Source organism: Psychrobacter sp. Ps4, from assembly GCF_022129285.1.
Classification (GTDB): domain Bacteria; phylum Pseudomonadota; class Gammaproteobacteria; order Pseudomonadales; family Moraxellaceae; genus Psychrobacter; species Psychrobacter immobilis_A.
In genome coordinates this window covers 54,726-67,476 of sequence record NZ_JADQAK010000020.1, presented here as the reverse complement: position 1 = coordinate 67,476, position 12,751 = coordinate 54,726, and the positions used below count along the sequence as shown (strand labels likewise).

General features: G+C 44.3%; 10 protein-coding genes. 5 read left to right on the top strand and 5 right to left on the bottom strand.

The window, feature by feature from the left end; translation table 11 throughout:
• Positions 1-452 precede the first annotated feature (452 nt).
• The 3 genes from I3252_RS11520 to I3252_RS11510 all read right to left on the bottom strand — a co-directional run bounded on the left by I3252_RS11520 (position 453) and on the right by I3252_RS11510 (position 5,496).
• Positions 453-1,898 (bottom strand): NAD(P)/FAD-dependent oxidoreductase, encoded by a 1,446-nt coding sequence (locus I3252_RS11520; RefSeq protein ID WP_238035284.1) that lies wholly within the window; start codon positions 1,896-1,898, stop codon positions 453-455.
• Between the two features lie 662 nt (positions 1,899-2,560).
• On the bottom strand, positions 2,561-2,953 hold the full coding sequence (gene cueR, locus I3252_RS11515) for a Cu(I)-responsive transcriptional regulator (protein ID WP_238035283.1): 393 nt from the start codon (positions 2,951-2,953) through the stop codon (positions 2,561-2,563).
• A gap of 65 nt (positions 2,954-3,018) precedes the next feature.
• Positions 3,019-5,496: a heavy metal translocating P-type ATPase gene (locus I3252_RS11510; protein ID WP_238035282.1), complete on the bottom strand. Its 2,478-nt coding sequence runs from the start codon at positions 5,494-5,496 to the stop codon at positions 3,019-3,021.
• Between the two features lie 151 nt (positions 5,497-5,647).
• Here I3252_RS11510 and I3252_RS11505 point away from each other — a divergent pair, with 151 nt between their 5' ends.
• Positions 5,648-5,842: a heavy-metal-associated domain-containing protein gene (locus I3252_RS11505; protein WP_169391996.1), complete on the top strand. Its 195-nt coding sequence runs from the start codon at positions 5,648-5,650 to the stop codon at positions 5,840-5,842.
• Positions 5,843-6,034: 192 nt separating this feature from the next.
• Here the strand turns inward: I3252_RS11505 and cadR are convergent, their stop codons facing one another.
• The gene (cadR, locus tag I3252_RS11500; RefSeq protein ID WP_175405766.1) at positions 6,035-6,439 is read right to left on the bottom strand and encodes a Cd(II)/Pb(II)-responsive transcriptional regulator; all 405 of its coding nucleotides are present in this window, start codon (positions 6,437-6,439) and stop codon (positions 6,035-6,037) included.
• A 157-nt stretch (positions 6,440-6,596) separates the two neighbouring features.
• Between cadR and I3252_RS11495 the strand changes: the two genes are divergently transcribed.
• Complete coding sequence (locus I3252_RS11495; protein ID WP_068406856.1) at positions 6,597-8,750, top strand: heavy metal translocating P-type ATPase; 2,154 nt, start codon at positions 6,597-6,599, stop codon at positions 8,748-8,750.
• A 114-nt stretch (positions 8,751-8,864) separates the two neighbouring features.
• On the opposite strand, the gene I3252_RS11490 is transcribed toward I3252_RS11495, so the two are convergent.
• The gene (locus tag I3252_RS11490; RefSeq protein ID WP_238035281.1) at positions 8,865-9,845 is read right to left on the bottom strand and encodes a GlxA family transcriptional regulator; all 981 of its coding nucleotides are present in this window, start codon (positions 9,843-9,845) and stop codon (positions 8,865-8,867) included.
• Between the two features lie 108 nt (positions 9,846-9,953).
• Here I3252_RS11490 and I3252_RS11485 point away from each other — a divergent pair, with 108 nt between their 5' ends.
• From I3252_RS11485 to I3252_RS11475, 3 genes are all read left to right on the top strand, one after another.
• Positions 9,954-10,499 carry a cysteine hydrolase family protein gene (locus I3252_RS11485; RefSeq protein WP_238035280.1) on the top strand — a complete coding sequence of 182 codons (546 nt, stop codon included), beginning with the start codon at positions 9,954-9,956 and terminating at the stop codon, positions 10,497-10,499.
• A 93-nt stretch (positions 10,500-10,592) separates the two neighbouring features.
• Positions 10,593-11,507: an MBL fold metallo-hydrolase gene (locus I3252_RS11480; protein ID WP_238035279.1), complete on the top strand. Its 915-nt coding sequence runs from the start codon at positions 10,593-10,595 to the stop codon at positions 11,505-11,507.
• A gap of 92 nt (positions 11,508-11,599) precedes the next feature.
• The gene (locus tag I3252_RS11475; protein WP_238035278.1) at positions 11,600-12,667 is read left to right on the top strand and encodes an LLM class flavin-dependent oxidoreductase; all 1,068 of its coding nucleotides are present in this window, start codon (positions 11,600-11,602) and stop codon (positions 12,665-12,667) included.
• The last annotated feature ends 84 nt before the right edge of the window (positions 12,668-12,751 follow it).

The window sequence follows — 12,751 nt, the reverse complement described above, 5'->3', positions numbered from 1 at the left end:
CATATGACTATCCTAGATTATTTTACTTATCTAGGACAGCCCCTTAAAGTTTTATTGAATTTAAACCAAAGCACCAAACGCTTGCTCTTATAGTAGGCTTAATTTACTACACACTTAAAAGTTGAAAGAACTTAAAGCAAGTTGCTTATGAACTTAATGGCCATAGTAAATCTAACTTTAATAATTTCTTAGTTTAGTAGCTTCCGCTTTTATATCTTTCTACTTTTTATATCTTTCTACGAAAGTACATGCACGCGGCGTTAAATAATTCACCACTCCTAGAACAATAACAGCGATGATAACTAAAGCTGAAACTAAAGAGACTTCGATCTTACCTACCACCTTTAGTTTACCGCGTTGAAAGCCTTATTTTAGTGAGTATTTGTTTGAGTGATATTGTTTGAGGTTATTGAGAGTATCGCTATTATTGCTATAGAAAAGTAAATAAAGAATTATTCTTTAACTTCTTTATTCTCTACACGCAAGTCTCTACAGATGCGTTGAGCGGCCATACCCAAGGCTTCTGTAAACGTCGGAAATGCCAATTCTAAATTGGCTATTTCGTTAATTTTCATTTTAGCCGCCAGACAAGTGGCTGCAACCTGAATCACCTCGGCAGAGTAAGAGCCGAGGACATGCGCGCCCAATAGCTCTTGTGTCTCTTTATCGATGATAATTTTACAGAATCCGTCGGTTCGCGCATCCATAACGGCGCGCGGTAGCGCAGTGTAATCTATGATCTCAACAATGCAGTCATGACCTTCTTCCGCTTGAGCTTGGGTCATACCTACGGAGGCATATTCTGGCTCGGTAAAGCTGCCGGTGGCAATCGCTCTTGGGGCGTATTTTTCTGCTGTATCAGAGATAGCATTTTGTGCGGCAACTTTGGCCTGATAAGCCGCGCTTTGGACAAACATGCTGATACCGTTTGCATCTCCTGCAACGTATACCCCTTCTGCATTGGTTTGCAAATAGTCATCGACTTCGATATACGGGCCGTCTACTTTAATATCAGTGGCCTCAAGATTGAGTCCCTCTAAATCTGCAGACCAACCCACCATCAAGAACACCGCATCGGTCATTAATGAGTCTATTTGGTCGTCATGCTTATAGGTGACTTTTAACTGACCGTTTTCTTTCGCGATGGATTCACACCCTGCACCAGTCAGGACATTCATACCGCGTGAGGTAAAGGCTGCTTCAAGCTTACGCGATATATCAATGTCGCTTGGCGGGGTCAAGCGATCAGCGAATTCAATGATATCGACCTTTGCGCCAAAATCAAGGAGAATGGAGGCAAGCTGGCATCCGGTTGCCGATCCACCGACTATGGTTACCCTTTCTGGAAGCTCTGTCATTGACCATAGGTCATGAAAAGAAAGTACTAATTCGTTGCCCGGAATAGAGAGCTTTCTGGGTTTGCCGCCAACGGTTATAATGATTTGGTCAGCACTAAACTGGCGTCCGTCACCGATTTCTAAAGTTTTGTTATTCATAAAGTGGGCTGGACCAACCTCGTCTATGACCTCTATACCTTGATATTCAACTATTTTTGTCAAATGCCACACCTCATTGGCATGCGCGGCAACGCGATTGGCATTTTCGATTGCCGCCTTAAAATCGACAGCGGGCGTCTTCCCTATTAATCCAAATTGTGGGTAGAGCGCCGTATCAGTACGCAGACGTGCAGCTCGAGCAAGCGTTCGCACTGGTGCAGGACCTTCATTAAAGGCAGTACCACCCAGCTTATTGGCTTCAAGCAGGGTAACTTTTGCGCCAAGTTCATGCGCACGCAGGGCAGCCTGTACACCCGCTGGACCGCCACCAACTACGATGACTGTCTTTTTATTATTTTTATTTTCTGAATTGTTATTTTTTGATTGGTTATCTTGTTTCATATATTTCCCAGTTTAAGGCATTAATGAATATATATCGCCAGCTAACGCCTATTTCTTTCAAAACAAACATATCGAAGGGCATAATTTAAGTGTTTAATTGAAACATACAACAACCCTGATTTTTGTACCGTTAGTGAACGTTTCTGTTGGCGGACGTTTGCTGTATTTGCGGTAACTAAACTGACAGTGGTGTCGAGGTAGCAGGAACATTACTAGTTTTAATCTCAGCTAGAGTCGCCTCTATAATCGACAGACACGATAATAAAGAAAAGCGAGCGTAGCGCCAAAAATTTAGTCAAAGAAACACCCTACTTTTACCACTATAAACTATAGTAAATCATCTCCATATTGGAGTTTTGAGGAAGCTTTAAAGGATTCTTTTTATCAGTTGGTAGAATAACCTCTTATAGTGCACTTAAAGCTTCAGCAATAGTTCTATCCAAGGCTTCTTAAACTTGAAAAACTAACGCTCTGTACACTATAAAGTACACTGTGACTATTTCAGCGATTTGAAACGTTAATATCATTAGCCTATAGCTATAGATTCAAGTCCTCACTAGGGAACCATAGCCTTAATTTTTTCTGAAAGTATTCTTTTAGACACATGTTTTTTTAGACTGAAATATGCAGAAAAAAACAGATAACACTATATGTAATTTACTTTATTTGCCCTGTTCAAGATCTTCTAGTATGGCACAGTTTGCGCTTGCATCACCTGAGCAATGATCAGCAGAAATCTGTAATAAGCTCACCATATCTTGCAATTGAGCTATTTTTTGATTCAAAGTTGCGATATGTTGCAGTGTCAATTGTTTAACATCAGCACTCTGTCGATCTGTATTTTTCCGCAAATCAAGCAACTCTTTCATCTGTTTGGAGGAAAAACCTAAATCACGAGCCTGCCTTAAAAAGCATAAGTCTTTTATATCTTGTTTAGAATAGATTCGATACCCTGAATTCGAGCGTTTCGCGGCATCAAGCAACCCGATCTGTTCATAATAGCGGATCATTTTGGGAGAGATTCCTGATTGCTCTGACGCTTGACCGATATTCATAACTTTCCTCCTGATATAAAAAGGGTTAAAGCCAAACGGCTACTTTAACCCTATCTTAATATAACCTATGCTTTAATCGTTGGTACCTGAAAATACTTTAAGCGTAAGGCATTACCTAGTACAAAAACAGAGGATAGCGCCATTGCGCCTGCTGCAAGAATAGGTGACAACAAAATTCCAAATGCTGGATATAAAACCCCTGCAGCAATTGGAATCAGAGCAATATTATAGAAAAATGCCCAAAATAGATTTTGTCGAATATTTTTGATGGTGGCCTTACTTAAAGCAATCGCATTAGGAACCCCTTGTAAACTACCCGACATCAACACTACATCTGCGGCTTCAATTGCCACATCTGTCCCTGTCCCAATCGCCAGACCGACATCAGCTTGAGCGAGAGCGGGCGCATCATTGATACCATCACCAACGAAAGCCACTCGTCCATATTGTTGTTGCAGTTGACGTATTGCATCTACTTTTCCATCAGGCAACACTTCTGCGATCACTTGATCAATATGTAATTTTGCGGCAATCGCTTGGGCGGTATGCCGATTGTCGCCTGTAATCATTGCCACTTTTAAGCCCAGTTGATGTAAACCTGCAATAGCAGTATAAGTGGTATCTTTAATAGGGTCTGCAACGGCAATAATGGCTGCTAGCTTTTGGTCAATCGCGACATAAAGTGGGGTTTTACCTTCTTGTCCTAAGCGTGCAGCCTCATTTTCAAAAGGTGTAACATCAAGCTCTAATTGCTTCATATAACGATCAGCACCAATATGAATGGTTTGACCTGTCACTTCCGCTTTAATCCCTAGTCCGGTCACAGAGTCAAAGGCGGTAATCGGTAATAAGCTGATATTTTGTTGTTCTGCGGCTTGAACAATGGCTACGGCAATGGGATGTTCAGACTTTGCTTCAACCGATGCCACAATACGCAAGACTTGCTCATGTTGAAACCCTTGTTGGACATGAAAATCCGTTAAGGTTGGTTTACCTTCGGTCAAGGTGCCGGTTTTATCGACCGCAATGACTTTAACTTCCTGTAAAGCTTGTAACGCTTCACCTTTACGGAATAAGACGCCCATTTCTGCACCGCGACCTGTACCAACCATAATGGAGGTAGGGGTTGCCAATCCCATTGCACAGGGACAAGCAATGATTAAGACAGCAACGGCATTAACGAGACTAAACGTCAAAGCAGGCTCAGGACCAAGAACAAACCACACAGCAAAAGTCAGAGCTGCTAAGAACATGACCATGGGAACAAACCACATAGTGACTTTATCAACCACTGCCTGAATCGGTAATTTAGATCCTTGAGCCTGTTCAACCATGCGAATGATTTGCGCCAATACCGAAGAGTCGCCAATGGCCGTTGCCCGAAAATTCAAAGTTCCATTCTGATTGATCGTCCCTCCTACCACTTGATCACCCACTTGTTTTTTAACAGGAATGGGTTCACCCGTAATCATGGATTCATCAATATAGCTTTGACCTTCAACCACTTCACCATCAACAGGAACACGCTCACCGGGACGAATCTCAACGATCGTTTCTGTGGTTACTTCTGCAATCGGTACTTCATTCACTTGCCCATTATGGTGAACACGCGCTGTTTTTGCCTGCATACCCACTAGATGTTGAATGGCTTGAGAGGTACGTCCTTTGGCTTTTGCCTCAAAATAACGCCCTAATAAAATTAAGCTCACAATCACAGCGGCCGCTTCATAATACACATTCACGGTGCCCTCGGGTAGAACTTGTGGAATAAATGTTGCAATGAGAGAAAAGCTATAAGCCGCCAGTGTTCCAACCGCCACCAATGAGTTCATATCTGGGGCAAAACGCCATAATGCCGGAATACCTTTTTGATAAAAACGTCGCCCTGGAAAGATAAGAACCAGCGTCGTCAAAACAAATTGAATCAACCAGCTTTGTTGCGTGCCGATATTGTCCATGACCCACATATGAAAAGCTGGAATCATATGTGATCCCATTTCTAGAATAAAAACAGGCATGGCTAAAATTAAAGAGATCATTAAATCTCGTTTCAGCTGTTGCTGTTCCGTGGCTTTTTTATCCTGTTGAACACTCACACTTTGCTCAATCTGCTTAGCTGTGTATCCCGCTTTTTTAACGGCTTGAATCAAATCGCTGCTCTGTACTTGAGCGTTGCCTTGTACCCATGCGCGTTCAGTAGCAAGGTTGACGTTTGCTTGTTGTACGCCCTCAACTTTTTTTAATGCTTTTTCTACCCGTCCAACACAGGAAGCACAAGTCATACCTTCTATCGACAGCTCAATCGGCTGAGATGCCAAGATCTTATAACCGGCTCGTTCTACGGCTTTGGTTACTGCGATAAGGTCTAAAGGTTGAGATGAGGAAATCATGGCTTTTTCAGTCGCAAGATTCACCTCAGCATTTTCAACACCTTCAACTTTTTTTAATGCTTTTTCTACTCGTCCCACACATGAAGCACAAGTCATACCCTCAATGGGCAATGTCTCACTATAAAGATAAGACTTACTATTTTCTGAATTCATAACAGCCTCTATCATGTTCAATCTATTATCAACAGCATATAGGTTGACATCATGGTAAGGTCAAGTATATTTTTTCAAAAATGTGTTTGACCTTACCATTATGACAAGGCTTAAGCTTAGTGATGAAATAAAACTTATTTGGAGAAAGGGTATGAAACTATTGATTGCAAATATGAACTGTGGCGGTTGTGCCCGTGGTGTGTCAGCAGCTATTCAGAATATCGACTCAAAGGCCAAGGTTAAGATTGATTTAGCAGCCAAAGTGGTCAGTATCGAAACCATCGCCAGTATTGAGCAGATGACAGCTGCTTTAGCAAAAGGCGGTTTCCCTGCACAAGCGCAATGAATCAGCCTTATAAACGCGCAGCCTATCTGTTTGACAGAAAGGACGATGGGCTGAATCACATCTGAAAATATTGACCAGTTGAAAAAAATCTGACATGGGCAACTGCATCTTAGTGATGCGTTTGCCCCGCGCCTTTGGTTATAGGTCTACTTTTAATGATAAAAAGTGGACAGTGTTATCAAAATGAATACTTTATCTATGACACGAGTTATCGGCAAGCGCATGCAATATTCCGCAGGATTCAGCTAGCGCTTCACTTGCGCATTTTTGCCGCAACGCTAGTAGATGTTGCTTTAATTGTATCAGCTCTTCCATACGTGTCTCTACCGCATCGATATGCTCATCCAATAGCACATTGACCTCACCGCAGTTTTCATCAGGTTTATCTCTATATTGAAGCAGGGTTCGTACTTCATCCAAAGTCATATCGAGCGTACGGCAGTGCAGGATAAATTGTAGACGCTCAAAATGCGCTTCATTATACAAACGATAGTTGCCTTGGCTACGCGCAGGTTTTGGTAATAACCTCTCTTTCTCATAATAGCGAATGGTTTCGACCGTCGCACCGGTGCGCGTGGCAAGCTCACCAATTTTGATTAGCATGTGTATCTCCTTAAATAGTATTTTCTATTATCTAAACAATAAAGTAACTATAAGGTTTGCTGATAAAAAATCAAACCTCTTTATCGTTAAAAGTCTTGACCCTAAAGTTACTATAGGGTTCATACTGCCTTTAACAAGAGGAGAAGTGATTATGCAATATCATATTGAAGGTATGGACTGTGCCAGTTGTGTTGGTAAAATCGAGCGGGCGTTAATGCGAATACCTGGTGTCTCTGAGGTTCAGTTAAACTTTGCGACTCAAAAGCTAGAGCTAACCTTGGCGCCTGATACGAATACTGGCGTTAAAGATATCGAGAAAACCATTAAAAGCCTAGGGTTTGGTGTGTCAGCGTTAACGGGTCAACAAAATGAGAGGGGCAATGATGGTAATCAATCAGCGGTGGACAATCAGCGCTGGTGGCAAACCATAAAAGGCAAACAGGTCATTGGTACGGGGCTTTTGATGGGTGCCGCATATGTATTGTCTTTAATTTTCCCTGAATATGGCGCATGGGCTTTTATTGCCGCTGTGGCTATCGGTGTCCTACCATTTGCTCGCAAAGCTTCTGCACTGGCGTTAGCAGGATCGCCTTTTTCAATTGAAATGCTCATGTCTGTTGCGGCTATTGGCGCGCTTATCATAGGTGAAGCTGAAGAAGCGGCTGCCGTGGTCTTTTTATTCTCGGTTGGGGAGCTATTAGAGAGTGTCGCAGCTAATCGTGCGCGCGCAGGAATCAGAGCATTATCGTCGCTTGTGCCAAAGACAGCTATTTTACTGGACGCGCAAGGACAACAACGTCAGGTGGCAGCGACTTCACTACAAGTGAATGATAAGGTGCTTGTGCGTCCTGGTGATAGAGTCTCTGCTGATGGCGTGATTGTTCAAGGTACGTCTAGCCTTGATGAGTCACCTGTGACGGGAGAATCTGTTCCTGTTGCCAAAACCATAGGCGATGAGGTCTTTGCTGGATCTATCAACGTTGATGGGGTACTACAAATACGCGTAGAAAAAACAGCGGCAGATAATACAATTGCTCGTATTATTGAGCTTGTGGAGCGGGCACAAGCGTCCAAAGCACCGACTGCACGCTTTATTGAAGCCTTTAGCCGCTACTATACGCCTATCGTTATGGCGATTGCGGCTTTAGTGATTATTATCCCACCTCTACTGATGGGAGCAGAATGGGGAGTATGGCTATACCGTGGTTTAGCGCTATTACTGATCGCCTGTCCTTGTGCTCTTGTGCTGTCAACACCTGCCGCTATTGCCTCAGGTTTGGCTGTCGGCACGCGCCATGGACTGCTTATCAAAGGAGGTAATGTCATGGAGTTGGTGGGTCAGGTCAACACTGTCGCTTTTGATAAAACGGGTACTTTGACCGAGGGCAAACCTCGAGTAACCGATATCATTGATTTTAAAACAGTACATGGCGATGCTGAGGGTCGCGATAAACTACTGTCACTGTTTGCAAGTGTCGATGCTACCTCCAGTCATCCGCTTGCTATCGCTATTGTGGATCATGCCAAAGCCGCTAAGGTAGTCATACCTGGATCCTCCAACGCCTTTGCGACCGCAGGTAAAGCGGTTCATGCAACGGTTGCTGGACGCTCTTTGGCCATCGGCTCACCAGTCTACGTCGCTGAGAAAGTGATGTTGCCAGCTGAGCAGCAGATTCAAATTGAGATGCTACAAAATGATGGTAAAACGGTTTCTATTTTGTTTGATGAGCAAACGAGGGAGGCGCTCGGATTGGTCGCTCTACGTGATGAGTTACGAGAGGATGCAAAGCAGGCCATTGCCCAGCTTAACAAGATGAACGTGCGCTCCGTCATGCTCACAGGTGACAACAGTCGTACGGCAAAAGCGCTTGCCAGTCAGTTAGATATAGAGTGGAAAGCTGAGCTGTTACCTGAAGACAAGCTACGTCTACTCAGTGAGATGCAAAGCAATAGTAAAATAGCGATGATTGGTGATGGTATCAATGATGCACCCGCTTTGGCAGCGGCAGACATTGGCATTGCGATGGGCAGTGGCACGGATGTGGCTATCGAAACGGCTGATATTGCCCTATTAAAAAGCCGCGTGATAGACGTTGCTAACCTTATTGCCTTATCCCGCGCCACCATGAGAAATATCCATCAAAATGTCATATTTGCACTTGGGTTAAAGGGCATATTTCTGATAACCACTGTGCTCGGCGTGACAGGGCTTTGGATTGCTGTGCTAGCGGATACTGGTGCTACAGTACTGGTGACGCTGAATGCATTGCGTTTACTGCGTTTTAAAACAAGATCTTCCGATTAATTATCATTAAAGGATAAGGCGGTCGCAACTACATTGGGACCGTTTTATTAAACCTATCTCCTGCCTACAAGCAGTCAATGCACCTACCTTTAAAAAAATCATTACCTAAACCTATCACTCTTCATCCAGAGTAAATCTGCGCCGATATTCGCTAGGGGTCAAACCAACAATGCGCTTAAATATTTTACGAAATGCACTAACATCACTATAACCCACCTTCCACGCTATTTGCTCAACAGGCATTAAAGAGAACTGTAGAAAGTCTTTTGCACTACCAATGCGTAATCGCTGACAGTATTCTGTTGATGTCATGCCCGTCGCCTTATGGAAACGGCGCAGAAAAGTGCGCTCCTCTAACTGCGCACAACTGGCTAGGGTGGATAAATCAATAACCCGTGCTTCTGTTTTTTGTAGCCAATGCTGCACCTTTAGTATGGCGGCATCACCATGAGTGAGGTTGGGAGAAAACGCACTGTAATAGCATTGTTCACGCCTTGAGGGGTCAATTAACAATGCACGAGCGGCCTCATTCATGACCTGTGAGCCAAGAAAGCGGTCAACCATCCTAAGCCCCAAGTCCGTCCAAGCCATCGCGCCACCAGCGGTCACAATATCACCGTCTTCGATAATAATACGATCGACATCAAGCTCCACATCAGGGAAACGATTCTCGAACTGCGCCACATAACCCCAATGCGTGGTTGCCTTGCGTTTAGAGAGCAAGCCTGTTTCACCCAGTAAAAAAGCACCGGCACAGACGGATGACAATATCACCCCTGTCGAATGCTGCTCTTTTAGCCATTCTAGCCAAGGTTCTGCCGCTTGCTTTGCAATCGGTGCTTCTAACGTGGGTGGAATGATGACGGCTATTAATTTTCCTACGCTATCAGGATTGCTCGAAAAAGTGCAGGTAGACTGCTGCTCAGCACCCTTAATCTCCCAGTGACTGACCTGTAAAGGCAGATCGGTTGTATCTTGACGTTTGGCGGCGAGTTTACTGGCAACCGTCAGTAAATCAGTCAGGCCAAGGACAGCGGCCATTTGCGCTTTCTCATAAACGATCAAGCCAATTTCAATAGCATGTTTTTGATTCATATGTCGTTATTAACCTGTTGTGTGTCGATGTAGCCACTCGCTAGTGTAGCATAGTACTTGTAAAATATACGTCTATACAGTCACTTTCATAAACAAAAAGGAATTATTATGAACACACAAGCACTGATCGTTGTCGACATTCAAAATGAGTATTTTCCACAAGGTAACTTATCACTCGTAGGTATTAACGAAGCCGCTGATAATGCCGCTTTGGTAATTGCATCTGCTAGAGAAAAAGGTCATACCGTCATTCATATCCGTCATGAAATGCCTGCTGACGCACCGCTCTTTACGCCTGGTACTGATGGTGTAGAGATCAATGAAAAGGTAAAACCGATAGAGGGTGAGGCTGTCATTACTAAGCACTATCCCAATTCGTTCCGTGAGACCAATCTGAAAGAGCTATTGGATAAAGAAGGTATCAAAGAAGTGACCGTGATTGGCGCCATGAGTCATATGTGTGTGGATGCCACCGTTCGTGCGGCAGTGGACTTTGGTTATACAAGCACTACGGTTCATGATGCCTGTGCCACGCTTGATCTTGAATTTAATGGCACGACCGTACCCGCCGCTCAGGCTCATGCCACTATCATGGCAGCGATTGAGTTTCTATATGGCGAAGTGATTGATACCCAAACGTGGATTGCGCGTTAATCCAGAGTTGTTAATCAAGCCATGATTTAGTCATGAAATAGACTTTTAAACCCTATTCCGATTAAGAAGGATTTCCTCAATAAGGTAACTACTATGAATATCGCAAAATCGCTGACCGGCACCACACTGTTAAGTGGCATGATGTTGTTAACGGCATGTACCACCTTTGCCAGTCCAGCAGCACATTCTAACGCTGTAAAAAAGACAGCGGCCAATACCGTGCAATTTCAGCAAATCCGTAATGCCACGATCAAGCTTGATTATGACGGGACTACATTTTTAGTGGATCCGATGCTAGCAGCTAAAAATGCGTATCCAGGGTTTGATGGCACAGTAAATAGCCAAATACGCTATCCAATGGTGGATTTGCCGATGACTGTTGCCGAAGTGCTTAAGGCTGATGCCATTATTTTGACCCATTTACATGCGGATCATTGGGATGAAGCTGCACGCAACCTCGTGCCTCGTGATATGCCAATTTTTACCCAAGATGCAGCCGATGCGGCAATCGTACGTAAAGATGGTTTTACCGATGTCAGAGTATTAACCGAGCAAGGCGTTGTGTTTAAAGGCACTAAGATCAATAAAACCATCGGACAGCATGGCACTGATGAGAGGTACAAAGTGGCGCCATTAGCTGAAGTGCTGGGCAAAACGATGGGGATTGTATTCCAGAAACCAAACTACAAGACCGTTTATGTTGCAGGGGATACCATTTGGAATAAGGAAGTGGAAGATGCACTCACTCGCTATAAGCCTGATGCGGTCATCCTTAATACAGGCTATGCGAAGTTAACTACCTTTGTTGATGACTCTATCATTATGGATAAAGACGATGTATACCGTGCCTATAAATTCTCTCCTAACGCTCAAATAATTAATGTGCATATGGATACGGTCAATCATGGAGCACTGTCAAAAGCAGAGCTGCGCCGCTTTATCGAGGAAAAACACTTAGACAAGCAGCGTGCACTTGTCCCTAATGATGGTCAAACCTATAAATTTTAGTGCTTGATGGTTGGGTCTTTAAATCTTCCCTGTGTGGCAATACCCAAAGTGTGTTGCCATACATCATCAATACGGTATAACTGAGATCGTTTATGAATATTCCAAATCATTCAGGCAACGCCCCTTTCGCTCTTTCGGTGCTCGACAATGCCTTCACCGGCGTTGGTCACACGGCAGAGAACACCTTTCAAGAGATGATTGCACTTGCAAAGCTGGCAGACAAAAGGGGTTTTCAGCGGTTTTGGATGTCTGAACATCATGCCATGCCGGGGGCTGCGGTTCCTTCGCCGCAGATGATGGTGGCTCGGCTGACTGGAGAAACTGAGCGCATTAGACTTGGTGCAGGCGGTATCATGCTACCCAATCATGTGCCTTTGGTCATCGCTGAACAATTTGGTATGCTCGATGCGATGGCGCCAGGACGAATTGATCTTGGTTTGGGACGGGCGCCGGGTACGGATGGCGCAACGGCGTCAGCTTTGCGTCGGCATCAGGCAGCAAACGATGAATTTCCTCAGCAAGTTGCAGAATTGTTGGGCTTTTTAGAAAACAGCTTTCCAAAAGACCATCCTTATAGGGAGGTTCATGCGGTGCCAGGTCCGTGGCAAGCTGAGCAAAACCGAGTGCCACCATCAAAGACCGCCACTGATGTTTGGATCCTGGGGTCATCGACTTATTCAGCCCACATGGCAGCACAGCTTGGCAGACCATATGCGTTCGCTCTACAGTTTGGTAGTGCTGATGTTTTAAATGCGATGCGCATTTACCGAGAAAACTTCCGTCCTTCAAAAATTCTAGCCAAGCCATATAGTTTGGTCAGTATTGGTGCGATTGCAGATAAAGATCCTGTAGAGGCACGTCGCCAATCAACATCGTCTGCCATGGCAATGTTAAGAATGTTCCAGCGCAAACCTTTTGCTTTGCTGCCTCCTGATGAAGTGGCGGCTTTTCAAGGCAATATGCAAGAGCGCCAGATTATTGAGCAGTATACCGATCAAACCCTTCATGGTACTGCTGATGAGGTCGCAAAAGGTTTAGAGGATCTTCAGGAGCAGACAGGGGTGGATGAGGTCATGATGGTGGTTCAGGGCTATTCGCGCCGCGCCCAATCGCGCACTGTTGAGCTAATCGCAGATCATTATGGTATGCCAAGTCACTAGATCCTGTTGGGAATAACGATATTAAAAAGTTAGCAAAGCGCTTAATGCCTAACCATTAGGCTTGATTGGGCTCGTAAGCTACCC